This is a genomic window from Roseateles sp., assembly GCF_049240545.1.
Taxonomy (GTDB): Bacteria; Pseudomonadota; Gammaproteobacteria; order Burkholderiales; family Burkholderiaceae_C; genus Paucibacter_A.
Window position 1 is genome coordinate 12,451 of record NZ_JBMLSK010000067.1, and the last position, 25,541, is coordinate 37,991.

Sequence of the window (25,541 nt, forward strand, 5' to 3'; positions counted from 1 at the left end):
CGATAACTGTTTTTCAGCAAAAATGACAAAAACGTTAAGGAATTCACCGAGTTCTTGACATCGCCCCAGCAAAGCGCTTGGTCGCCGTCGGCTGTGGCTCCATGGACGCCGCTGAATCCACTGAACCAGATCGGTTCAGTCAGACTGCAGCCCATCGCGCCACACCCGCCGACGCAAAAGGCTCAGGCTTGCAAGCCCCAGCCGAGTCGGCGAGTGGCGCCGCCATTACGGAATTCGGTCGGGCTGAGCCCTACACGCTTGCGAAAAACTCGAGAGAAATACACCTGGTCCTGATACCCCACCTGCGCAGCAATCGATGAAATCGGCAGCCCGGGGCCGCGCAGCAATTGCTTGGCCAGCATGACGCGCTGGTCTTCGCGCCAACGGACGATGCTGATTCCAATGTGTTGCTGGAACAAATGCGCTAAACGCGATGGCGACAAGCAGATGTGCCTGGCGATCTCCTCAAGACCAAAGTCCTTGTCGATATGGTCCGAGATGAACTGACAGGCCGAGCGCACCCGCGGGTCGAGCGCACGGCTGCAAGCGTCCGGCCGCACCTCATCACACAGGATCAACAGCTGCTCGAGCAAGTTCATGGCCAGGTGCTCCGAACTGCTGCGCGCTTGGTGAAGCACCGTTGCGATCTTCTGAAACAGCTGTTCAAACTCCTGCTGGCTTTCTGTGCCCGACACATCGACTTGACCCAGCGGACGACCAACGGCTGCGCCGCTGGTGTGGGCCCGCCAGTTCAGCCAAGGTGCCCAAAAGCCGCGCGGGCAAAAATAGATCCAGTGGAACAACCAATGCGACTGCCCCGGTCCCAAGGTCAGCCGATGCGCTTGTTCGGCAGGAATGAGCATCAGCTTGCCCGGCTCACCGCGGTGTTCTGTCGTGCCGATACGGACCTGCCCGCAGCCTTCAGCGGTGAGTAGCATGGTGTAGCCCTTGAGTCCGATTCTGCGCTCGAGCAATGGTAGGTCCTCAGCATACGAGCGCGAAATCTGGCAGGATCCGGCGGCCATATGGAGCCCAGTGGCTTCACTCAGGGGCATGGGTAATTCGGTTCGCAATGAAATGTTTTGAGAGTCAGCCATGGTTTTCAAGCCAAGAACCCGAGTTCGCACACAAACGCCAAAGAACAGCGATTGGGTTGCGAAAATTAGTGAAACAAGGTCGCGGGCTCAGCCCTTCGCACGCCGGCTAGGGCCAGAAATCTCCGCCATCAGCCATGCTTGGCATGTTGCGGGCGCGGACTTTTTGCAGCAATTGCGAAACTTACTATTCCAAGTTACGACTTGTTTCCAGTTCACAGCCGAGACACACATCGGCCCCACCTACACCGGCAGCGCACAAGTCTCGACCGACAACGGCGCTAGGTGCTACTGAGCTCTGCTCAGCGATGCCGCACCCAAAGCAGTTTGGCGGACATGGGCCAAGTCGTCTGCGGGGCCGTATTGCCGGGATCGAAGCCGGCCGGCAAATCGCGCAAATCAATCTTGGTGCTGGACCCCAGGCTACTGTTGCCCACATTGCTGCCCTGACGCGCGGCAGAGACGTAGCCATGCACCAGAGTATTTCCGGTGGTGAGCAAGATGTCCCCAGCCAACACCGAGCCATAAACCTCATTCGACGCGGCCAAGCTGATCTTGCCGCCCGAATAGACGCCGCCCACGGCCGCGCCCGCGCCGAAGGCGATATTGCCGTGACTCAGCGGCGTCAAGGCGTTAGAGCCGGTGGCGCAAAAATTGGTCGGCACCAAACTTGGGAAGTCGCTGTTCGTGCACACATTGGCATAACCGGCGTAGTTCACGGCCTGCGTCAGGTTGCTGCCGGCCGTGTCAATATTGCCTGTGACCAACCAGTTGTTGTAGTAGGTGCCCGAGGCGGCACTGACGTCGCCGTTGAACCACAAGGTGCCGGGGGCCATGGTCGTGCCCGCGACCGTCCACTTACCACCGCCATAAGAGAAGCAGCTGTTGTATTCACTCCAGCCCTTGCAAATCTTCGCGACGCAGTTGCTGGGGCTATAGGTGTTGCTGCTACACAGCCAGTCCTGATTCGGACCATTGCCAGTCAAGTAGTAGCTGCCATCGGCGATGCCGCTCACGCTACGCACGGTAACTTGGGTGTCGTTGCCTATGCGTGTGAATGCATAGTTAGCTATTGATCGATAAGCATAGGCATCGAACTGTGGCGTCGCCACGGTGCTGGCGGTGAGCTTTGCCGTGGACATCGACAAGAAACTGACCTTGCTCATGCGAATCTGATTGTTAGAGCCTGGCTTGGTCAAGGTGCCGGAATAGAAGCCTGAGGCCACGCGACCATTGCTGGTTTCCCGATAGCTCCCAACCACCACGGCCAGCCCGTTCACCGCACCATTGGTCGACATGACATTGCCTTTGACCGACATGCCGCCAATCGACGCCGCCCGCATCGTGAGGCCGGCAAAACTGGTCAGGGAATCGACTGTATTGCTTCCCAGGGTAATGGCGCCATTGGCGATCAAGCTTGAAACACCGACGGTCCCACTCAGCGCCACGGCTTTCATGGCCTGCACGCTACTGAACAGCCCACTGCCACTGAGCGCGATGTTGCCCTCAGAAAACAAGACATCCAAATTCGTAGCGCCACCCAGGCTGATATTGCCAGTGGCGTAAAGATTGTTGATGCCATTCAGGCTGCCGCTGCCGTTGACGTTGCCATCCACCACCATCTTGCTGGAGGTGTCACCCAGCACATCCAACTGCCCACCCAAGTCCAAATCACCCTTGATCGTGATGGCCGCGGGGGCGCCTACTGCGCCACTTCCGCTGCTGGCGCCAAGCACGCAGAAGTGAGCCGCCAACAGCGAATTGCCTCCACCGCTACTGCCCGTGACATTGAAGCCGACGCGCGTCGTCGGGCCGCCCGAAGGGCAGTTCATGGTGTCGTTTGCAGCCACGGCAGACACCGTGGCACTGACCCCACTCAGATTGCCGAAATTGACCTGCTGATCGAGCGACAGTTTGGCCGCTTCAAGCGCCCCCTGCTGCCCCAGGTATTGCCGCAAGGCCTCCACACCCGTCCAGGCTTGCAACTGCGCCTGGGTCTGGATATGCACCGTTAGCGCCTGCGATTGCAGACCCCGCACATAGTAGATGGCCCCAAAAACCATCGCCCCCAGCGACAAACCACTCAATAACATGAACAGCACCGAAGAGATGCCGCGTTGCCGCCGGATGCTTGGGAGGCGCCGGCGAAGCACTGGTTCAGCGCGAATATGGCGCGGCGGCGGTTTCAAAGCGAGGCTACTGCGCCAAAGGACAGCGAGCCCACATAGTTCACCAGGCAGCTGCTGTAGGTGTTGTCGCTCCCGGCAACACTGCCGCCGTAGCTGAGTCGCACCTGCAAATCACCGGCTTGTGCTTGTATCTTGCTGATAGTTTGCGGCACCGTGCCCAGCGGCCAGCAGTTGCTGCTCACGCGCGCACTCAAACCTATCGCCTGGGTCAATAGGTCGTGGGCCACCAAGGTGCTGCGCTGCCAGGTGATGGCGCTCCATTGCGTCGAGATGGTCGAGCAAGCTCCCGTCGATTGCAGCAGATAAAAGGCCCGACTGCTGCTGTCCACCAACAGGCCGGCGCAACGGTAATCCGTCGTGTAGTTGGACAGGCCTCGGTTGGCCGCCCAAAGCACCGCATTGCCTTGTGTCGCCGTACTACCGAGGCTCAGTTTGCTACCACTCAGTTTCAGCGTATTGACATCGAAGAGCGCGTTGGAAAGCAGGACAAAGTGCGTCGTTGGACTTGGGGTCGTAATGCCGTATCCGGCTTCCTGCAAAGCGATTTGTGCACTGAGCAAGCCTGATGCCAACTGCGCATCTTGTTTGGCGCTGAGCACTAGGCCGCCGTCACCGAAGAGGGTCTGGCTGCTGCTGCGGTACAGCGCCAACGCGCCCAACACCGCCACCAAGGAGATCACCATGCCCACCATCAGGCCGACCAAGCTCAGGCCACGCTGGCTCAGCTGCGCTTCTACAAGTCTCATTGCCGCCACGCCTCAGTTGTGGCCAAGCGTCAGCATGCCGGGGCCCAGCAGCGTTTGTGCATTGACGGCGAACTGAACTATCGGCAGGTTGACCGGCTTGCTGGCACCATTGAGGCTGACCGTGAACCCCGTCACCGTACATGTTTTTTGCACGCCGGTGATCTGCAAATCGGCGCCCAAGTTCAGATCATTGTTGACGGTGGCGCTACCACTGCTTGGGCACCCGATCGCGACCCCTTTGCCTTGCAAGTCAGCACGAATCCCTTGTACGGCCAGGCTTTGAGCTTTTTGCAGCTTTTGCGCGACCATTGATCGGCCCACGGCATAGACTTGACCGAGCCCGATCACACCAAGCAAGACGATGGCGACCAGCGCCTCGAGCAAGGCATCTCCCCGCTGTGAGCACTGTGCAAGGCTCTGTGCGTCCTGGCATCTGCGGTCTGTCTTTGTATGAAACATTGGCGGCATCTCTAGATACCCGGCTTGGACTGTGGACCGTTCCTTGTGCACCGCGGCTTCATTCACCCCTGCTCATCGCAACACCAACAAGCCGAACTTGACGCGACTTGCATTCATACCGAACAAGGCGTTGACCGAGTACGGTCATGATGGATTTAGGCCTGGGCCGCTGCAATTGCGGAAATTGACTTCTGGCATTACGGAGTTCGCCGCAGATCAGAACGGGGCAAACATGCGAAGCTGTCTTCCCGCTATTCCAGCCGCCCCTGAAGGTTTGACGGCAAAAAATCACCTCGGCATGCGGACATGCATGCGAAGGTGGTCTTGGGCCGGCTGCGTTTTTAAGTTCGCGCAAATGGCGTGATCTATGCGATCAGCCAATGAACTCAGTTCAGGCGAAACACCGCTACAACCTGCACCAATTGGTCAGCCTGTTGCTTGAGGCTCTCGGCGGCGGCTGCGCTCTCTTCGACCAAGGCCGCGTTCTGCTGTGTCACGCGGTCCATCTGCATGATGGCCTCACCGACCTGCGCAATGCCCGAGCCCTGCTGTGCACTGGCCATGCTGATCTCGCCGACGATGTCGCTGACACGCCGAATCGCCGTAACGATTTCATTCATCGTCACCCCGGCCTTGTCGACTAACACTGTCCCCTCCTCGACCCTCTCGACACTGGTGCTGATCAGGCTCTTGATCTCTCGGGCGGCCTCGGCACTGCGCTGCGCCAAGGCGCGCACTTCCCCGGCCACCACCGCGAAACCACGCCCCTGTTCACCAGCTCGGGCAGCTTCCACCGCCGCATTCAATGCAAGGATATTGGTCTGAAACGCAATCCCGTCGATGACGCTGATGATGTCGGCAATCTTCTTCGAACTGTCGTTGATGCCCTTCATCGTCTCGACCACCTGGCTGACCACCAAGCCGCCTTGATTGGCTACGTCGGTCGCGCCTTTGGCCAAGTTATTGGCCTGTTTGGCGTTCTCGGCATTGTTGCCAACGGTCGAGGCCAATTGGTCCATGGTGGCCGCAGTTTGCTCGAGGGCACTGGCTTGCTGTTCGGTACGTTGGCTGAGGTCAGCGTTGCCCATGGCGATCTGGCTGCTGCCGGTGGCCACGCTCTCCGAATTGCCGCGTACTGTGTGCACGATCTGGCTTAAACCGTCTCGCATATTGTCGAGTGCGCGCATCAATTGGCTGACTTCATCGTGCCCTTCGACAAACAGCCGTACCGTCATATCACCTTGACTCATCGCTTGCGCGCCCTTGACCGCCACGGCCAGCGGCCGCGTTACATGGCGACTGATTCCCACGCCAAGGCCAGCGCCCAGCAACATACACAGCATCACCAATACTGTTGTCGCGAACACGCTCTGCTGAAAGAGCTGGTCGTTTTGCTGCGCCACTGCGGCAGCTTCTTTTTCCTTCAGCTTCGACAAGCTTGTGTACACCCTTCCGACCACACTGGCCTGCGGCGACAACTCTGCGCTCATGTGCTTCAGTGCTGGGGTCTCCGGCAATATCTCGCTTGCGGCAATCAGCTTCAGCGATTCATCCAGCAGGCCCTGGTACTTGCTCCATTCAGCGCGCAGCACCGTCAAGTCGGCGCGTCCTTGTTCGCTGACGTAGAGGCGCCCGGCTTGGTCCAAGAGCTCGGCCGCATTGCGGCGGTGACCAGCCACCCGCTCGATGGCGGCTTCTCGGTCGGTCTTGCTGACGGCAAGCAGAGCCTCGCGTACGTTCAGCAAGGCCTTCAATCGCTCGACGTTGGATTCCTTGGTTAGAGACAGTCCGACCAACTCCTGCTGATACAGCAAGGTCTCTGCGGCATTGATGCGCTTCATATTGAAGATGGCATAGCCGCCGAGGATGCCACCAATCACGGCGACCAAGGTGAAAGCGGAAATCAGCTTCGTTGAGATACGAAAGTCGGAGAGTTGCATGGAATCTGCCCCCAGATCATGGCCCGAACCAATGCCGAGGATGCTCGGCGCCACTGCTTCATTGACGACAGCACAGTGACACCGAAACTGCCCGGTCGAGCATCTTGTCGCAATTATGAAATTTGCTGTAACGACTTAAGGTTCTGCGGCAATGTTGGCGCCGACCAAGCACTCTGCTTCGTAATGAGCACAAACGAATGAGAAGAACCGTAAGCAGGCGCCGCTTGTCGCCATGCGGCCCTTGATTCAGCGCTTGGCCGCAGCGGACTGCAACAACTCGGAGAACTTTTGCGCGTAGCGCCGGCCCAGTTCGCGTTGCGACGCCGTGTTGAAGTGGATCTCGTCTTTGGGTCCATTGCTGGCAAGCCCCTCGCTGCTCACCCAAGCCGAGTTGGGCACTTGGGCCGCGATATCGTGGATGTAATCAAACACCTGGCGACGGTAGGCGTCTGGCCCCGCCTTGCCAGAGGGCGCGTTGCAGTGAACCATGAAACAAGGCGTCATCTCGCCCACCACCAAGGGAGTGCCCACGGCGCCGCTGATGTTCATTCGCAGGGCGTTCATCAAGGCCTTGTGCTGCTGGGCGTAGTTCGCTGAGCCGGCCTTGTTGGCGTCGCTCTCGCCTTGATGCCAAAGAATGCCGCGAAAACGGCTGCTGGAATCTTGCGCCTGAGCCGCTTGAATGGCTGCGTTGGCGCGCTGCACCGCGGCTCGATAGAGGTCTCCGCCAATGGCGGGATCGTCGGTCGCGACCCAACGGTGGTGGAACTGCGGCACATCCTCACTGAAACCGGTGCCGCCCCAGGCGGCCCCCACCAGCAGCACCTTGCGCTCGGGCTCGCCCCGGCGCTTGGCGTCGGCCAGGTAGGCCTTGGCAAAAGTCAGGCCCATGCCCACCGCCGTGGGCTTGTTGCCCAACTCGGTGTGAATGATGGGGTCCTTGGCGGGCACGATGCCACGTACGGGGTCCCACATCATGATGGAGGGGTCGGGCTGACCATCTTCATCAAGCGGACTTGGAATGGCACCTCGGCCCGCCATATTCGATTGCCCGGCCAGCAGCACCACGTCGTAGCCACCGGGCGCCCGGGGGGTGTTCTGCGGCGTGCTGCCGCAGGCCGCCAGCAGCAGCGACAAGGGTAGGACGAGCGCGCGAAAGAAGGCATTTTTCTTGTCTGTCATGTTTCATCCGACTTCTTTTTTGAGCCCATGGCGAGCCCGAACTTGCCTTAAGAAAGAGTCATGATCGGCGGCCGTCGATCGCGCGGCAATTACGAAATTTGCCAAGATGACCCCGATAGTCACCAACACAGTTGGGAGTAAATCCGCCACTCCGCCATGCTGGCCGAATAGAGGCCTAAATGCCCATCACACGGTCGATGATGGCGCGCGCAATGCCTCGAATCGGGCATTGAACTCCTGGCGCAATTGCTTGCGCACCTTGGCGGCCGCGTGCCGCCTATGTTGTTCGGGCGTTTCGACACTGAGCGGCCGCACCGGCACCGGCTTGCGGTCCGCGTCGACCGCAACCATGGTGAAGAAGCAACTGTTGGCATGCCGCGTCACCTGGGTGCGAATGTTCTCTGCCAAGACCTTGATGCCGACCTCCATCGACGAGGTGCCGGTGTAGTTGACCGCCGCCAAGAAGGTCACCAACTCGCCCACGTGAATAGGTTGGCGAAACATCACCTGATCGACCGACAGCGTCACCACATAGCGGCCCGCATAGCGGCTGGCGCAAGCGTAGGCCACCTGGTCCAGAAATTTGAGCACCGTGCCGCCATGGACATTGCCGGAAAAGTTAGCCATGTCGGGGGTCATCAACACGGTCATTGAGAGTTCATGGACAGGTTTTGTCATGGGACGGGCAGTGAAGCAGTCCTCGGTCTGGTTGATCGCAAGAGTCGATCGCCTCCGAGGCCCGCTGGAGTGAATCAAGCCACGCCAGCACGGGCGTAACCCACTGGCGTAGCAAAACAGCGCTTAGTCTGCTTGAGGCCTATTCTGCCGAGCAGCAATGACAGCAATGCTCAACTTAAGCCAGCTTTGGCTGCAAGTGGGCGCTTGACCATTCGCAACAAGACCAAGGCCGTCAACGCCAAGAGCCAACCCTGCGGCTCGGGCACCGGGCTAACCTCAGCCAAGGTGGTGTTGTTGTTCGTCATGGTCAGGTCGTTTGCCAAGTCGAAGCTCAACAGGCTGCCGCTCGTTGCACTTGAGCCCAGTTCGGTGGCCTGATCTTCGCCATATAAGGCCAAGGAAAAGGTGCTGCCCGCGTCGGCACCAATGGCCGACGCGAATGCCCCCCCGAAACTCAGGTCAAAACTGAACACGCCGCCCATCACAATCGCCTGAAACATGTCGTTCCAACCCGCTGCATTGGAGAACAACAGCGTTCCGGGCAGGCTACCGCTGACCGCGCCGAAGGGAATGGCGGCTACACCGGCTTTGAGCGCGCCCGCGAAGTTGCTCACTTTGGCGCTCGCAGCCGGCGCCGTGTCCAGCCCGGGATTGAATTGCAGATCTAGCCAGCCGGTTGAGCCAGGGTTAGGAAGGTCGGCCGTGTTGACCACGACGTGGTAGTTGAGTGCACTGCTGGAAGAAACAAGCGGGCCGGCCTGGCACAGGCTCGCCAGCAAGAGTCCGGCGCTCAGAAGCAGGGCGCGCGGCGGCCAGGAAACGGTGAAAAACTTATTCATGATGATCCGTTGTTGGCGCTTCAATTGAAGCTATAGAGCGCTGGCTTGTAGGTGATGGTCATGCCGCCGTGGTTGTCGAACACCAGCGGCACCGTCACGGCTGCTCCGGCAGCAATGCTGGCCGAGATGTTGATATAGGGCGCGCCATTGCTGTTGCCGCTGGCGCCTTGCAAGGTCACACCCATTGGCAAGCCATTGAGTTGCAATTGCAAGCTCGACAGAGTTGTTGCACCGGCATTGCTGATCTTGATGCTGCCGTTGTAGGTGCGCGTCGCACGGTTGTAGACCAGGCCAGTGCTGAAGAAGGTGACCTTGGCGCTCACATCCAAGCGATTGGATGTGCTGAAGGTAAGCGGGTCAGTGCTGTCGGCGCTGCCGTCCTTGTCATAGCCCTTGATCACCAGCGTGTGCTGGCCATTCGTCAACTTGGTCGAGTCCACGGTCAAGCTTGTAAGTGGCGCAGCGCCATTCGTCTCGCTCGTACTGCCGACCAACTTGCCGTCGACCAAGAACTCGAACCTGTTTCGGTACTCCGCCAAGGTCGCAGGCATATTGACCTTCAGAGTGATGTTCCCGCTGCTGCCGGCCGGTTGATCCGCACGCAGGGTTAGATCGGTGGCCTTGCCGCCCGGCGACAAGGCCCGGGCCGCATCGGTATCGATCAGGCCATTGAGCAGCGCCAGGTCATGATCGGCCTTGTTGTAAACCCACTTCTTCAGGCGTTTTCCTGTGGCATCAAAGGTAAACATATGGGTTGTTTTGGCGGGCACCGCTCCCTTCCACTGCTTGTCATTGCCGACCGCATCAACGAAGGCAAAGTTGACAGCATCAGTTTGCGCCGAACTGAAAGCATCGAGTGAATAGCTGCCGTTGAGACGAGCGCTATAGCGCAGGGTTTCTGCCGGCGCGACCGTAGCCGCGGCCCCCACGCCCGGCTTGGTGCCGCCGGTGGTATTCATGATCATGACCGTGGAACCACTCGCACCGGTCATGGCGAATTGCACCAGCTTGTCATCCAGATTCGTGGTCTGAGCAGTGCCGGCCATAAAGTGGGTTCTGGCATTTGTGGCCAGAGCCTTCCAATGCTCGGCCGTCGAACGCAGGGTGCCATTTTTTTGCCAAAGGTTGGTGGAGGGAATGGAGGTCGCGGGAGTTCCGCTGCCGACCATCACGTTATGCGCGATGAAGTATTTGCCACCGAACTGGGCGAGCTGCTTGGCCATGACCACCATGAACTGCCCCGCATCGAAGTGCCAGCCAGCGCCGTCCTTGATCCCGTAACCTACACCGCTGGCGGACGTGGTGTTTGACAACACCGCGTCCGACGGCAGAGTCGCCAAAGTAAACGGCGTTGTTGTTGGCAAAGCAGTCAGCGCGGTCACTGCGTCCGAGCTGTAGGTGCCGCTCGCTTCACCCACCGCCATGACAAGTTTGTCCGAGCCGCGTGCACCCTGCGTTGTGCCGTATTGGTGGGTGCTGTTGCACTCAGCAGCCGGATTGCTTTGACCCTTGTTGACCAGATCGATATAGCCCTGAATGAGCCCGAGGCGCCTATTTGCTTCACTCTCGTTCCAACTGGCGTACATGTGCAAGTTGTAGATGTCCAAGAGCGGCACACCGCTGCCATTCAAACGCAGGTTGCCAACATCGCTGATGAAGCACCTGTGCAAGCTCAGCAAGGGTTGGAAGCTCGTACTGGTCGTGTCATAACCAAAAGCGGTCGAGAACTCAGGGCCAACGACAACGGCGTCGCTGGCATTGGTTTTGATCGCCTTGGCCCAGTCAACGAAGTTGTCGCGGAAGGACCGGTAGGTATTGCCATCGATCGTGATCGGCACATTGCTGTAGGCGGTGGCTGTCGTGGTCGGCGTGCCCTGGACGACACCCGCCGCGTTCTTGACCGTCACGGTCACTGTCTTGGTCGGGCTGACCGTGCCGCCTTCATACCATTGCGACAAAAAGCTATTGGCATTGCTGGTGACCGTGCTGGTCGTGGTGATCAAGCCATTCCCGCCGCTCGAGCAACTGCTGTTGCTGCAAGTCGCGGTACTGACGGTGCCATTGATTGGCGAGAGCCGCGAGTCCAGGTCCGGCTCATTGCCGATTGACCAGTACTTGACGCCCTTGTTCTTAACCTGGGTGATCCAATTCAAGCGGTCTTCGGCAGGCAAGTTGATTGGCATTTGCACCAGCGGCTCCATGCCCGCAGCCTTGATGCGATCGATCTGCAAAAGGAAGACGGGCAGGTATCTGTCGACTTGATCCTTTCGCGCCTGGCTTAAGGCCGCAGCATTGAAGCCGGCACCGAGCTGCGCCGTCAGTTCGGCCGTCGACAGAATGCGGACGTTCTGCGTGGTGCCGCCAATTCGCACCAACTGAGCACCGGCTGCTTGGGCTTTGCTTTTGTAGGCCTCAAAACAGTCATTGGTGTTAGGCACGCCTGCGGCAGGCGAAGGGACGGCGCAACTCCCTGTAGAGGCGTACGAGCTCCAGACCATTGGGGTTGCCGTCGCACCGCCGGAGGTATTGTTGGCACCCCAGTTGTAGTACCAGTAATTGAGTCCAAACAATTTGTCGGACAAGGGAATGTTTTCGGCCTGCACCGCGCCGGTGGCGCCCAACGCAGACACGGTGAATAGAACCGCTGCGGCGCAACGGGTTTGCTTATAGATTCGGCGCTTCAACATGGTCTTGTCTCCAATGAGGATTGGCTTGTCTTTTGACGGTAGGTTTTGGGCACCCATTGAGCCGGCTATTTGTCCGGGCTTTTTTTTTGCTGCGTTCGCTGCGCTTGCTCGCTTGTTACGCCGGCTGCAACGGTCACCAAGCTTGCCGCCACGCACCTTTCCGACATTCATCCCATTTGGAGGGAGTCGATCAGGTGGCGCCTGACACGCCTTTTAATTGCACCCTGCCTCCCCCACTCTGCAGCCTTGTTTGGCTTGGGCTCGGCTCTGTCGGAGAGCACGCTACACCTGAGGTCCTGTTGGGGCCAGCATGCAGCCTGCGAATAAGCTAGTTATCGATAGCAACTTTAATTCGCTCGTCCATCAAAAAATACTGTGGCAAACACTGGCCTCGCCCCAACTGGATCGCCTTGTTGTGTGATTTACCCCTTCAAACCCAAGAATCGGCTTTTAAGCCACGCCGGGCCGCTGCCGTCATTCTTGAAGCTGCTGCCGTTCACCGGGGCCTGCTGCGAGATGTAGCTGATCGTGACCGGGATCACCAATTGGCTGCTACTTGCAACCGATGCCACCTCAATGTAGCCATTGACCAAATCAATTCGTACATCCTCCTTGGCATAGGCGACCAAATTCTTGCCGTTCTTGTCTACCAATTCGGTACGCATCGCCGTGACCGTTGCACCGGCCGGCAGCAGGCTGCTCAGCAGGACTCGCACAGGACCTAAGCTAGGCCCCAGATTGAGCAGCTTCACTGTAGTGCCGGCGCTGACTTTCTTCGAGGAGGCGCCATAGCCATACACCGTGATGGTGTCTCCTGCGCTCATCTGCAACTGTGAGGAGGTCGCAAGGTCGCTCCAGTTGCTGGTACTGAAGAGCACGGTCGAGGTGGCGTCGGCCTGGCCGTCGCGGTCATAGGCCTTGATCACCAGTTTGTGGTCGCCATCGAGAAAATCTCGCGCACGAACCGTCAGATCCTTCACCGGTGCCAGCATCACGGGGTTAACCATGGCGTGAGGGCGGACGGTAACGGCATGTAGCCGCTCTCCGTGCTCTGCTTGTCATTTTTGTTCCAAGTGCCGGCATTGAAGTACCAGTAGTTGATACCAAAGGCCTTGTCGTTCAGGTCAATATTGGCGGCAGCTGCCGGCACGCCTGAAATGGCCAACAGGCCAGCAGCACCGCGGCGGCGCAGCGCTGGCGTTGTAGTGTCTTCATTTCGTTGTCTCCGATCAAGAATGACTTTGCTTCTTCGGGGCGCCAATCACCCCTTTTTGTCGTTATGGTGTGCAGGGCATGAACAACTGGTTTGGCCACCAGGCTGCGTGCTTAGACATCGCTGTTGCGCCCTGCTGCGCCAGCGTGAATTCTTTGTCAATGGGCTAAAAAGCTCGACGGTGCGCTGCGATCGTTAACGCGGACACCCCTGCCGAGCCGTGTGAATAACGGGTCAGCGTTCGGCTAGGGATTGCCGTGAATACATTTGAAGCGATGGCATGCGGTGAAGAATCCTCTGCGCTCGAATGCGTTGCGGCTTGACCTTCAAGTCAATCGAAGCTCATATCCAATACCAAGTTATGCGTCGAGCTACGCACTGAATCAGTTGCGGGCTAAAGCCCTCACGACTTGATCCGAGGCCGCGGCTGGGCTCAATGTCAGCCCCTCCCGGGACTTGCCGACGTGACAGTGGCCTTGCGAAGCAGGCGCGCAGAAGTCTTCGCCTCTTGCCGCAGGGCAAGGCGTGCATCACTGCAGCCTTGCCCCTGACCGCCGACAGAACTGAAGTCCCGTCAACGGTCAGGACCCGCATGCGTCTCGCACGCGCGCTGCGCCTACCTCGCTGCCGCAACGGGCGTTGCCACCGGAACCATGACTTTGAGCTTGTAGGAAGCGGGCGACGACGCGCTATTCGGCACATATGAAGCACTCACGGCTTCATTGCCCGCCTTGGTGCGCACCTTGGTAATCACCAGCAGTTCGCAATTGGCACACAGTTGGGGCACGAGGATGGTGTTGTTCTTCAAATCAACCTTAAGATCGCCCGCCCAGTAGTCGTTCATCCGCCGGTTCTCGTCGATGTATTTCGCGGACAAAAGGGTCGTTGAATTGCTGGTTGAGGACAGGCCGGTGAGCGTCACACGCACCTTGCCCAAGGCCGGGCCGTTGTTCATCAGCCTGTAGGTTCCGCCATATTGGACGGGGCTGCCCCTGTAGACGGTCAAATTCGTGGGCTGCACGAAGCCCATAGCGTCTGTGACGTCGATCCAACTTGCGGGCGACTCATCCACGTTACCGTCCTTGTCGGTGGCCTTGACGACCAAATCGTGTTCGCCGGCCACATACGTGCCGGTGTAGGGGAACTTGAAGTCCAGCTCGGCCGGCACGAGGATGGGCTTGCCTTTGGCATCCAAGATCTCATTCCCGGCGGCATCTTTCTTGTTGGCGTCCTCGGTTTTACCGACCGAAACGCCATCAAAAAAGAACTCGTACTTGGTCCTGGGCTCCGCCTTCACGGGCGAGATCACGGTTGGCGGCACGGCGCTGAATTTCAACTCCCCGCTCGTGGCGGTGACCTTGGCACCGATGGCCAGATCGGTGGTCGTGCCCACCGCCTTATCCTTCACCGCGCTGGTGTCAACTTGGCCGTTTACCAAAGCCAAGTCATGGTCGGCCTTGTTATAGACCCACTTCTGCAAACGCTTGCCATTTGCGTCGAAGGTGAACATATGGGTGGTTTTGGCCGGTACGCTGCCTTTCCACTGCACCTTGCTGCTGGTTTGAACGTCAGCGCCATCGACTGTTGTAACAATGCCATAGTCCGTGAACTTCAGATTGACGGCGTCTTTGCTGGTCGAAAGATTGGTATTTGAATAGGTGCCATCCAAGCGCGCGATGTAGTTCAAGGTTTGCGCGCTGGCAACGGCAGCTGTGGTCGTTGCTGATCCGCCGACACCTGGCTTGGTTCCGCCTGTGGTGTTCATGATCATCACGGTAGAACCGTTCTCGTCGGTCATCGCAAACTGCACCAGCTTGTCATCGAGCACATCAAGCTGGGCCCAACCAGGCATGTATTTGGCACGCGAGTTTTTGGCCAGTGCCTTCAGGTGTGCGGCCGTAGAGCGCGGCGTACCGTTCTTATTGAACAAATTGGTTGAGTTGATCGTGTTCGCGCTCTCGCCGGCCCAGACGGACCAAGGCACAGCAGCAAAGCCGCTGTGCTTCGCCATCTGCTTGAGCATCGTCACCTGGAATTGCCCCGCATCGAAATGCCACGCTGCGCCGTCGGCCATCGCGTATTTGCTCGCCATGTCTAAGTCGCTCGGCGCCGTGGTGGTCTCCGTGCTCGTGGAGAATGCCGTACTGGTGTTGACGTGGTCTGAGGTATAGGTACCGTTCACCTCGGTAACCGCCAGAGTCAATGGATCGGAACTCCGGGAGGTGTTTGCCGAAGCGCCCTCATATTGGTGGCTGCTATCGCAATCGGAAGCGGGGTTGCTTGAGCCCTTGTTCAAGCGCGTGATTTGGTCCTGCAGCACGGTCATCCGGCGATTCGCCTCACTCTCATTCCAACTGGCGTACATATGCACGCTGTAGACATCCAGCAGCGGCACGCCATTGCCGTTCAGGCGCTTGTTGCCGACATCACTGATGAAGCATTTATGCAGGCTCAACAACGGCTGAAATGCCGTCGAGGCGGCGTCATAGCCAAACGCGGTCGCAAAGTCAGGGCCGACGATCGTTGCATCACTGTGAGCCTGCTTGACGGCCGTTGCCCAAGCCACAAATTTGTCACGGAAGTCCTTATAGGTATTGCCGTCGATGGTGAGCGCCACGTCACCCGTCGTTGGGCCGATGACTTTGGTGGCATCCACGGTTCCACCCCGCCCCTTTTTCAAGGTCACCGTCATGGTGGTGCTGGCGGTTTGCCCGGCATACCAGCGCGACAGGACATTGTTGGTGGTGCCGCTGTAGACGGTTTCCGCCTTGATGTATTTGGCCGTGGCGGGCGTGCTGCAGTTGGAGATGCACACCGTGGGAATGGCCGTCAGCGTCTGCGCGAATTTGGGGCTTAAACGGCTGGCCAGATCCGGCTCGTTGCCGATAGAAAAATACTTAACCCCCCGGCCATACAGCATGGTGATCCAGGCGGAACGATCATCGGCCGGCATATTGATCGGCAGCTGCACCAAGGGCTCAAGGCCGGATGACGCCTTCACGCGATCGACCAGGCGCTCCATCATCGGCTGAATTCTGGCAACTTGGTTTGCTCGCGCGGCCACCACGGCGGCATCAACACCGCCCTTATCGACAACGCCGGTGGCAGATGTGTAGAAGGGCTCAACCATCGCCTTGATCGCCGATTCCGAGAGAAATTGGTTGTTGAGATTGGTCCCGCCAATGCGAACCAACGTCACCCCGTTGGCGACCACCTTGTCTCTATAAGACAGGAAGCAGTCGTTGCTGCCCGCAGCCGAGCTTGAACTCTCGTAGCAACTGCCTGCCGTATTCGAGACCAGCCATGGGGTCGTCGAGGATGGCAAAGGCAGCGAGCTGGTGTTGGTATTCCAATTGCCCGGATTGTGGTACCAGTAGTTGATACCAAACAGTTTTTTTCCGAGATCGATATTGTCAGTTTGGGCCGCTCCAGCACCCAAGGATGCCAGGGCCAACAACACGGCAGCCGTGCTGCGCTTTTGCTTGTAGATACTGCCAGTCATGTTTATGTCTCCAACGAGCATTTACTGAATGAATCCCTTGGTGCGGCCAACACCGATTTTTGTTTTTGGTTTGCAGGGCAAACGGCTAGGCTGGGCAAGCCAAGCCGCTAGGACTTCACCGGTGCGCCCTGCTGCACCTTGGTGTTTTTGCTTGTTGCTTTCGGTTTCTTTCAACAAAGCCGTGTGGAGATACGACCGGTTGTCACGCTGTATTCGGCCTGAGCTCAGTAAGCCGACGCCATCAGCCACGTTGGCACCGTCTCGGCGACACGGTTTTTTGTGCTCCTTGGCGCGGCCGAATGGTTATCGATAACGTCCAATGGTCGAAAAAAGGCAGCAAAAATCAGTTGCCGCGGCTCGAGCCCGTCTGCACAAGCCATGTTCGAGGCAGGCCGGGTTTGAGGCAGGGGCGTCACAGGGCCGGCGGGCGCTGTCGTAGGCAAGTCAAACACGGACAGGTCAAACATCATCAATCCTTCCTTCGAATCTGAGCCAGCACAGAAAAAGGCGGTTCTGCTCGCAATACTCAAGGTCAAGGCCGCTTAGCGCGAGTTTGCAAGGCATCATGGCAGCTTGAGCAAAGCACAGTGCCGTCTGTGCTCATACCTGCTAGCTTAATCATTGCTTGGTAACGATACCACCCTCGCTGAACTGAAATGTGTCGGGACTGTGAACTTGTACACGCTAATCTTTTCAATCTGCGCACGGCCTACAAGAGCGCCTTCATTGCTCAGCCTTGGATGAGCTTGGCGACCAACTACATAGCCCAATACTCGCCACAGATTCGAGCCTGACCGGCTCCTGCGCGAGCCAGCAGGCACATTCGGAAGCAACAAGGCTTGACTCTGCGAACAAGCCCCATTTCCTGCCGCAAGCTCAAATTTTGACCTTCAGGCGCATAGCCTGCCCGGCCTGCAGGCTCACCGTCTTGCTGACTGTTTTGCCACGAAGCCGCACGGTCACCTCGTAGTCACCCAAGAATCCGCGCTGCCGCACTTGGCCGGCGCTGTTGCTGCGCAACTCGACGTCGGTCCACCAGGTCTTTGTGACGCGTTCGATATAGGTCTTGCCATGCGCGCGCAAATTCCAGTTCTCATCCCAGAGTGCGGCATGAGGGAACCAATGCAGTCCGGCCCAGAAACCCCACTGCACGAAGCCAATAGTGGAAGGGTGACTGAACACCGCCGTCATGAAGTCATCCAGATAGCGCGCCTTGAATTCGTCGTCAGTGCTATTGATATCGAACTCGGTAATCTGGATCGGCAGCCCCAATGACCCCATGAAATCGAGACGCTCCAGCACATAGTCAATGCTAGGCGGCGTGCCGCCGATATGCCCCTGTTCGCCGACCGCGTCAATCGGTGCTCCCTGCTCTTTCAGGCGTTTGACATTGTTGAAGAAGGCCTGGCTTGGCGACCCCTCGCCTTTCCCTTGGAACAAGGTGTAGTCGTTCAGGAACAGCTTGACGCCGGGCGCGCCCTCTCGCGCCGCCTTGAACCAGGCCACCTCTTCGGCGTAGCCCAGCATGTCCTGCACATTGTGATTGGCGAAGGGCTCATTCAGCACATCCCACTGATCGAACTCATTGCGCAGCGCCGAAGTCTGCGTCGCGATGTCACCCAAAATCTTGGCGCGCAAGGCCTCCGGTTGCTCCTTGAACGCGGCCAAGGGTGGCGTCTGCCGCCAAGAGGGCCACACCATCACATGAGCACGAATATTGAAGCCTCTTTCACGAAGCCACACATTGGCGCGCTTAGCTCCGGCACCGCGAGTCGGCTCCCAATATTTGGTCTTCAACTCGTTCTCATAGACCGCCTGATTGAAGTACTTGGACAGCACCTCACGGTACTTTTCAGCATCGGCACTATGCTGGTCAAGAATCCAGGACGACTGCACCGCCGTGCCCCAATTGAAGGCGTGGCGCTTCATGCGCAAGGACACTTCGGCCCCTTTCACCGGACGGCCTTTGGCATCGACCACCTGCACCTCCATATCGCCCTTGCGCAAGCGCTCTATGCGCTCGGCAGCTTGGCTGCGCCAGGCTGCATCGGGCGCATCGCCGTCGTAGCGAATCACGGTACGCGGGAGTTCGCTGAGTTGGACCCCCGGTCCGTAGTTGATGAGCCTGACCGGCCCCAGTTCGAATCGCTGCGGGTAGTGGTCGAAATTGATCACAAAGCGCATGTCAGCGGGGCTGGCATCCTTGCGCATGACAAAAGCAAAGCTAGTTTCTGTCCAGTCCTTACCGATGGAGACGCCACGCTCCACAAAGGCCGGCCAGGTCGACTTGCCATTGACCAGTTGATCTAGTTTGACCTCAACGAAGGATTCCCCGGTTTCACGCAGACTGGCCAAGGAGCGCGCTTTGAAGGAGATCCACAGCACGTCACCCTTGTGCAGCGGGGTCTTCAGATCAGCGGCGAGTCCAAATTTGTTCTTACCCAGCGCTGCGCCATAACTGTCCATCTGCATGGCACTGTCAAAGGCTTGCGCATCCACAGCGACCGTCTTCAGCTGAGGCGCGCCCTCTTGGGGCCCAAAAGGCTTCAAGGCCGACAAGCCGCCATTCAGCAAGAGCTCGCCCGGCACCTCAAGCGCGGCAACGGCTTGAGCGCCGCCCAAACCCGCAAGCAGGCCAGCCGCCAGCATGCCGATGCGTGCCAACCCAGCCCAGCGGCGCCAACCCAACAAGCAGATACTCATCGACAGTTACCCCACATCATTGATTTGATTCGTGAGGACCTAGTCTATTGAAGCCGGCGACACAGCGGCGATAACCACAAAACTTCGCAAGTCACTTCAGCAAAAAACACTGCCGGATGCAAAGTCAAGGCCATAAACATCGCCTAAAGCCGACGCATTCTGCCTTCCTCAAGGCGATGCGGGAGCAGGCCTCGTGCGCGATTCATCCGGACATTGGGCGATAGAGCAACGCGCAGTCCCACTCTCCCCCAAAGATCAAAGCACCGCTTCCATGCTGCACAAAGCGTGAAGTAATGCACGCTTTGTGCAGCGCTTTGTGAACTCGCTTCTTAGCAAGTCGTAATAGCAACAGCTCGCCACGCCTCGCCGGCTGCAAGATTGCAACAAGCACACGGCACTCGATACGCGAAGTTAAGGACTTTCCTGCTGTAAACAGGCGGTCTTGGGGACGACCCGCTGAGCCCATTCTCGACAGACAACCTACAAAGACGCAATGGCGACGGACCGCAGCGCAGGCGTGGATTGTCGCAAACAGTGTTTGGCATTTGATTCAGCATTGAGAACGCTTCGATAGCAAAGAAACATCAAGGGGCTTGCTAACTTTCGCAATCGCCGGAGGCACGAAATTTCGGCAAAGTCAGCGCCACGGTCAAACCCCACAAGGGCTCTGAACAAGGCCAACAAGCCAGCGAGGGTGAGATGCAGCAGCAAGTTTTATTGAGTCTGTTCGGTTCTTTTCTGATGCTGATGTCCCGCTTCAGTGTGGGTCCATTGGCTAAAAAGAAAGGACAAGTTCAGATCGATACCTGTTGCCTTGACGTTTGTCGAGGCAACCGTCGAAGCGATCACCCTGGCGAATGTATATAACAGCGACGGCAGCCAAGCCCCAAGTCCGCCGCATTTTTTGCCCGTCCTGACGCAAGAGTATTCAAAGAATGCATCGCAGAGCCAACCATCCGAAGCTAGCTCTGCGAACCCAGTCCGTTTCAATGGACCCCAAATGCAGCCCAGAGGGCAAGGAGACAATATGTCGTTGAAGTTCACATCCACCTGGGCCAAGACCCCAGTCGCGTCCGCGGTCGGTCTGCTGAGCCTGCTCGGCTCGCTGATGCCTGCGCATGCGCAAGAAGGCGAAAAGGCAAAGGAAGCCAACAAGCCCGAATCTGCTCAACTCGAACGCGTGAGCGTAACCATCAACAAGCGTGCCGAGTTGGTCGAGAACGTGGCAGCATCGGTCAGCGTGATGGGTTCGCGTTTCATCGAACGCAACAACATCAAAGACTTTGAAGATGTGGTGGACTTCTCGCCGTCAATCGCCCTGACGCCAGCGCCTGGCTCTGGCACCAGCAGCATCAATATGCGCGGTATCGGCACCATCCAGTACGGCATGGGCACCTCCCCGGACGTGGCCATTGTGGTCAATGACATCCCCGTGGTACTGCAAACCGGCGCGTTCCAGGATCTGGCCGACGTCGAGAAGGTTGAAATCCTGAAAGGGCCGCAGAGCACCTTGTTCGGCCGCAATGCGATTGCGGGTGCCGTGGTCATCACCAGCAAGCGCGCCGCCGGCAAGTTGGGCGGCAGCGCAAGCACGCTGATCACCAGCGACGGCGAGCGTCGTGTCAAGGCTGGCTATGGTGGAAGCATCAATGATGAGTTCGCCTTCCGCGTCGCAGCCTCGGTCACCGACTTCCCCGGCAACGTCAACAATCTGACGACTGGCCAAAAGGTCAACGGCAAAGGCGCCAAGACCTTTATGAGCCGCTTCCTGTGGTCACCCACGCAAGATTTCGACATTGAACTCTCGCCGCGCTACAACAGGTCTTTCGGCACCAGCACGGTGGCGTTCAACGGCATTGCACCGGACCCTTCAAAATTCAACGCCACCACCGGTGTGCAACCCAGTATTGGCACCGTGATGTACAACTCATCGTCGCTGCCAGGACTGCCCGCGGCCGTGCCGAATCAGTCCAACCAACCCGTTTCTTTGCTGGGTGACCCTAGCGTGCCGGGATCGGCGCTCTATGGCATCAATGTCGGGCCTCGGAACGTCGATATTCGCAAGGACTACCTGCCCCCGAACACCACCGAGACCAAGGGCATCGGCCTGCGCATCAACCGCCGTGCCGACAACGGCGCTTCGCTCAGCTACATAGCCGGCGTTGAAAGCTCGCTGTCTTGGGACTACATGGACCAAGACGGTTTTGACGTGCCGGTGACTCAGTACATGAAGACCGCTTCCGGCAAGGTCTACGGCATCAATGAGGGCCTGACCCAGCGCGGTTTTTACGACAGCAAATCGGTCACCCAAGAATTGCGCTTCACCTCCTCCGATGAAGGCGACGTTCGTTTCGTTGGCGGCCTCTGGCACTCGTACTTCAACACACACCGTCATTTCTGGCGCGGCAATGCGCTGCTGTCTCAGACCAGCCCGGTTGAAATGGACGTACAAAACCCGACCACCAATTTGGCGGTGTTCGGCAACGCCAACTGGGATATTTCGCCCAAATTCACCCTCGAAGGCGGACTGCGCATCAACAAGGAAATTTCCGGCTACAGCTATCAGCGCGCGGCTGGCCCTGCCGACGTATTTGCGCCGACCGTGTTTGTGGAAAGCCAGAACAACGCTGAAACCGCAGTCACCGGAAAACTCAGCGTACGCTACCAAATCGACAAGAACATGTCCGCCTACTTGCTGCACAGCATCGGCTACAAGGGCTTGGCCTATGACATCACCAGCGGGCTCACGGCGGCCTTCAAGGATCCCGTCGCCTCTCAACATGCAAAGAACTACGAGTTGGGCTTGAAGGGCAATTTCTTGCAAAACACCCTCTCAGTGAACTTTGCGGCCTTCAATTCGATCTTCACCAACTGGCAACAACGCGGTTCTTTGTACGACGAAGAAAGCATGACCTTATCAAGCACCAAGCTGATGAGCATTCCGAAGGTCACGTCGAGAGGCATTGAGCTCGATATGGCTGCAGTGGTGGCCCAGCGTTTGCGTTTGAATTTCGGCATTGCTTTGATGAAGGCGGAGTACGGACATTACCTGAGCAGCAGTTGCTACAACGACACCAGCAATGTCCAGCAAGTGGCGGCGACCTACTATGCAAAGGCCGACGGCACCCCCAGTACGGTCATCAAGACCCCGGCGATGGGCGCGGATGGTTCCGTGGTTGGCAAGAATGTTGAATGCAAGCCATATCCCGGCAAGGCGACGGGTCCACTTGGTGACACTGTAGCGGCCTACAACTCAGGGTTGGCGTTCCAAGATCTCGACGGCCGCGCTTTGCTGAATGCCCCCAAGATCAAGTTCAACATTGGTGGTCAATACGACATCGACACCGGCAGCCTTCCCTTTAAGGCCTTCTTGACCGCTAGCCTTCGTTACACCTCTGAACGTCAGACGGCTTTGAACCAAGATCCGCGATTCATTAAGCCGGTGGAAAAAATCGTCAACGTCGGCGTGGGCTTCAGTGACCAGCAAGATAAATACAAGCTGAACCTGTTCGTCAACAACTTGTTCGACAAGCAGTACACGAACTACCTGCTGTACAACAACAGCAGTGGCGTGATCAACAACGCGCTGGTGACTCAATGGAACCCGGCGCGCGATGCTTTCCGCTACTACGGCGCACGTTTCGACATGAAGTTCTAAGGCGGCTTGCGCTCCCCATTGAGGGAGGGCTTTATAGGCTCTTGCATCCTGGCCCCGCCAACAAGAGAGCCCGCCCACGCAGGCAGGTCGAACTTCGAACTGCCTGCGTTTTCCATTCCACGTCCAGGGCTTTCAAACTGTCTATTTGAGCGGCAGTTTGTGAACAATTCTTCGGCCAACTCTTTCAAGCCAGTTTGAACATGAAAACATCAAAAGAACAGGGAGCCGCTCAGGCCGCAGCCTCCGCCCAGGGCGGCGAGGCTGAGCGATCGCGTTTCGACCTGCTTGGCATTGGCGAATGTATGGTGGAGTTCTACTCCGATGCACCACTGAGCACCGCAAGCTCATTGACTCGCGCCTATGGTGGCGATGTCCTGAACTCCTTGGTCGCTTGTGCCAGGCTCGGGGCCAACTGCGGCTTCATCACCCAAGTTGGCAACGACCCGTTTGGTGATGGGCTCCTCAAAGCCTGGCAAGCCGAAGGGATCAACTGCGACCACGCCCCACAAATCGCAGGTGACAACGGGATGTATTTCATTTCAGTGGCAAGCGACGGCGAGCGTGAGTTCACCTACCGTCGCCAAGGTACGCCAGCTTCTCAACTGCATCTGGGTAGCCTGAACGAGGACTACCTACAGAGCACGCGGTGGTTGCTCCTGTCGGGTATCACGCAAGCGCTGTCGGAGAGCGCGCGCGTGACCACGCTTGCGGCAGCACGCATCGCCAAACGCCTCGGCGTGCAAGTGGCCTATGACCCCAACTATCGGCCTCGGCTTTGGGACAAACAAGGCGGCATAGACGCGGCCCGAGCTGCATTTCTGGAGATTGCGCCCTACGCTGATTGGCTGCTGCCCAGCCATCCGGCCGACTCGATTTTGCTGGGCGATAGCTTCAACAGCAGCAATGACGCCGGTTTCTTCACTGCGCAAGGCTTCACCAAGTACTGCCCCAACATTGCGCTCAAATGCGGCGCAGATGGGGCCATCGTCAGCACCGCAACCGGTCTGCAAATCATCCCCGGCGCCAAGGCCACGCAGGTCTTGGACACGACCGGTGCAGGAGACTTGTGGAACGGCAGCTTCATCTATCAGCTGATGGAGAAACGCAGTGCCGACAAGGCCGCTGCGTTTGCCAACCACCTTGCTGCGGCGAAACTGGCCTATCGTGGCGCTATCCCGCCGGTCGAGCTATATCGCGAACTACGCGCAAGCTGACTAGTTCTTTTTGCGATTGCGCCCCGATAGGTCCCGGGCGACTGCAGGGGGCGCGGTTGATCCACGCACAATCAGTCGGCTTGGGAACTCCACACGGCGGACATCTTTGGCGCGGGTGTCCAACTGGTTCAGCACGGAGCTGACAGCCGTTTGGGCTATATCTTCGAGCGGCTGACGCACCGTAGTTAAACCGGGTGGGACAAAGCTAGCGGCAGGAATATCGTCAAAGCCGACCACCGATACATCTTCGGGAATTTTCAGTCCGCGTACGCGAACCGCATCCAGCACCCCGATGGCCATCTCATCGTTGGCGGCAAAGATCGCTGTCGGCGGTTTCGCAAGCGACAACAGTGCAAGCGTCTGCTCGTAGCCTTGGGCTGGATGGAACTCACCTTGAACAATCAGCGTTGGGTCAATCTCGAGCCCTGCCTCGATCAAGCAATCGGAATAACCGCGTTGCCGTTCCGGCGACTGACCCGAGAAAGTGCTACCAGCCACAAATGCGACGCGCCGGTGTCCTAAGTCCAGCAGATGCTGAACCGCCTGCCGTGCACCGTCGTAGTTATCACCCTTGACGACGGGGAGTTGCACGCCCCCTTTGCCATAGTTGATCAACACGGCAGGTATATTGCCTCGCGCGATGGCATCAAGCGTGTTTTTCGTTGCTTTGGGCACCGCCACAATTAGGCCGTCGCAAATGCCGCTGCCCAGTAATTTCAGTACCCGCGGCGACTCCACACCCGGCTCGTCTGCCACCAAAAATATCACCAAGTCCTGGCCGGCACGCACCGCGCACTGACTGACCGCAGAAATCACCTGCGCGATATGCGGAGAACGTGTTTCCGAAACTAGCATGCCCAAGACTTGGGTGCGAGCGTTCTTCAGGACCTTGGCTGACAAATTAGGGACATAAGCCATGGCCTCAGCCGCAGCCAAAACCTTGGCTCGCGTCTCCTTAGCAACGGTGCCATTGCCGCTCAGCGCGCGCGATACAGTCATAGCAGATACGCCAAGCTTCGCAGCAATATCGTGAACGGTGACGGATCCTTCCGACCGAGCTTTCGAGCGAGATGAAGCCTTCATGGAGTCCATTGAATTGATGCAGTACTCCCGCGTGACACGGGCCCGTTCATGAGGTTTGGCGACCTAAGTCGACGGAAGGGCTACCCAAGGCACCCAGACACAAGCATCGTTAAAGTGATCGGTAACTAGTATCTAACAGAACGACTGCGCAACAAACGACTTTCTAGCGCTGCGAAACGAAAAAGGCGAACCCTGAAATCGGCTTGGAAACCGGGCTTTCAGGCTGAAAAAATGTAGGGCGGTTCAATACTCGTCAGTTCATGACGTATGCACGCGGCAAAGGTCAGTTGGTCTAGCCAATTGTTGATGCCGACCGAAAACTGACCAGCTAAACCACGTAATGCCGACTGAATA

General features: G+C 58.1%; 17 protein-coding genes. 2 read left to right on the forward strand and 15 right to left on the reverse strand.

Going from position 1 to position 25,541, the window contains the following annotated elements; translation table 11 throughout:
* Window positions 1-182: 182 nt before the first annotated feature.
* The 14 genes from araC to ACOVRJ_RS03965 form a co-directional block, all read right to left on the reverse strand.
* Entirely contained in the window at window positions 183-1,097 is a 915-nt protein-coding gene (gene araC, locus ACOVRJ_RS03900; protein WP_422042586.1) for an arabinose operon transcriptional regulator AraC, read from the reverse strand.
* A gap of 299 nt (window positions 1,098-1,396) precedes the next feature.
* Window positions 1,397-3,187, reverse strand: coding sequence for a hypothetical protein (locus tag ACOVRJ_RS03905; RefSeq protein ID WP_422042587.1), 1,791 nt, complete (start codon window positions 3,185-3,187; stop codon window positions 1,397-1,399).
* A gap of 92 nt (window positions 3,188-3,279) precedes the next feature.
* A complete protein-coding gene (locus ACOVRJ_RS03910; RefSeq protein WP_422042588.1) occupies window positions 3,280-4,029 on the reverse strand; it encodes a PilW family protein in 750 nt (249 codons plus the stop codon).
* Window positions 4,030-4,041: 12 nt separating this feature from the next.
* Window positions 4,042-4,413, reverse strand: a complete 372-nt coding sequence (locus tag ACOVRJ_RS03915; RefSeq protein WP_422042589.1) for a hypothetical protein — start codon at window positions 4,411-4,413, stop codon at window positions 4,042-4,044.
* Window positions 4,414-4,874: 461 nt separating this feature from the next.
* Window positions 4,875-6,428 (reverse strand): methyl-accepting chemotaxis protein, encoded by a 1,554-nt coding sequence (locus tag ACOVRJ_RS03920; RefSeq protein ID WP_422042590.1) that lies wholly within the window; start codon window positions 6,426-6,428, stop codon window positions 4,875-4,877.
* A 246-nt stretch (window positions 6,429-6,674) separates the two neighbouring features.
* Window positions 6,675-7,610: a sialate O-acetylesterase gene (locus ACOVRJ_RS03925; RefSeq protein WP_422042591.1), complete on the reverse strand. Its 936-nt coding sequence runs from the start codon at window positions 7,608-7,610 to the stop codon at window positions 6,675-6,677.
* Between the two features lie 186 nt (window positions 7,611-7,796).
* On the reverse strand, window positions 7,797-8,288 hold the full coding sequence (locus tag ACOVRJ_RS03930) for an acyl-CoA thioesterase (RefSeq protein WP_422042592.1): 492 nt from the start codon (window positions 8,286-8,288) through the stop codon (window positions 7,797-7,799).
* Window positions 8,289-8,458: 170 nt separating this feature from the next.
* The gene (locus ACOVRJ_RS03935; RefSeq protein ID WP_422042593.1) at window positions 8,459-9,127 is read right to left on the reverse strand and encodes an NF038129 family PEP-CTERM protein; all 669 of its coding nucleotides are present in this window, start codon (window positions 9,125-9,127) and stop codon (window positions 8,459-8,461) included.
* 20 nt (window positions 9,128-9,147) lie between these two features.
* Window positions 9,148-11,814: a hypothetical protein gene (locus tag ACOVRJ_RS03940; RefSeq protein WP_422042594.1), complete on the reverse strand. Its 2,667-nt coding sequence runs from the start codon at window positions 11,812-11,814 to the stop codon at window positions 9,148-9,150.
* Between the two features lie 422 nt (window positions 11,815-12,236).
* Window positions 12,237-12,821, reverse strand: coding sequence for a hypothetical protein (locus ACOVRJ_RS03945; RefSeq protein ID WP_422042595.1), 585 nt, complete (start codon window positions 12,819-12,821; stop codon window positions 12,237-12,239).
* The gene (locus tag ACOVRJ_RS03950; RefSeq protein ID WP_422042596.1) at window positions 12,806-13,075 is read right to left on the reverse strand and encodes a hypothetical protein; all 270 of its coding nucleotides are present in this window, start codon (window positions 13,073-13,075) and stop codon (window positions 12,806-12,808) included. The genes ACOVRJ_RS03945 and ACOVRJ_RS03950 overlap by 16 nt, the downstream gene beginning before the upstream one ends.
* 568 nt (window positions 13,076-13,643) lie before the next feature.
* Window positions 13,644-16,529 (reverse strand): hypothetical protein, encoded by a 2,886-nt coding sequence (locus tag ACOVRJ_RS03955; RefSeq protein WP_422042597.1) that lies wholly within the window; start codon window positions 16,527-16,529, stop codon window positions 13,644-13,646.
* Window positions 16,530-16,550: 21 nt separating this feature from the next.
* Window positions 16,551-16,703, reverse strand: coding sequence for a hypothetical protein (locus ACOVRJ_RS03960; RefSeq protein ID WP_422042598.1), 153 nt, complete (start codon window positions 16,701-16,703; stop codon window positions 16,551-16,553).
* A 702-nt stretch (window positions 16,704-17,405) separates the two neighbouring features.
* A complete protein-coding gene (locus ACOVRJ_RS03965; protein ID WP_422042599.1) occupies window positions 17,406-19,232 on the reverse strand; it encodes an endo-1,4-beta-xylanase in 1,827 nt (608 codons plus the stop codon).
* 1,027 nt (window positions 19,233-20,259) lie between these two features.
* On the opposite strand from ACOVRJ_RS03965, the gene ACOVRJ_RS03970 reads away from it, so the two are divergent.
* Both ACOVRJ_RS03970 and ACOVRJ_RS03975 read left to right on the forward strand, forming a co-directional pair.
* Window positions 20,260-22,890, forward strand: a complete 2,631-nt coding sequence (locus tag ACOVRJ_RS03970) for a TonB-dependent receptor (RefSeq protein ID WP_422042600.1) — start codon at window positions 20,260-20,262, stop codon at window positions 22,888-22,890.
* Between the two features lie 200 nt (window positions 22,891-23,090).
* Window positions 23,091-24,104, forward strand: coding sequence for a sugar kinase (locus ACOVRJ_RS03975; protein WP_422042601.1), 1,014 nt, complete (start codon window positions 23,091-23,093; stop codon window positions 24,102-24,104).
* On the opposite strand, the gene ACOVRJ_RS03980 is transcribed toward ACOVRJ_RS03975, so the two are convergent.
* Complete coding sequence (locus ACOVRJ_RS03980; RefSeq protein WP_422042602.1) at window positions 24,105-25,196, reverse strand: LacI family DNA-binding transcriptional regulator; 1,092 nt, start codon at window positions 25,194-25,196, stop codon at window positions 24,105-24,107. It lies immediately after the preceding gene.
* Between the last annotated feature and the right edge of the window lie 345 nt (window positions 25,197-25,541).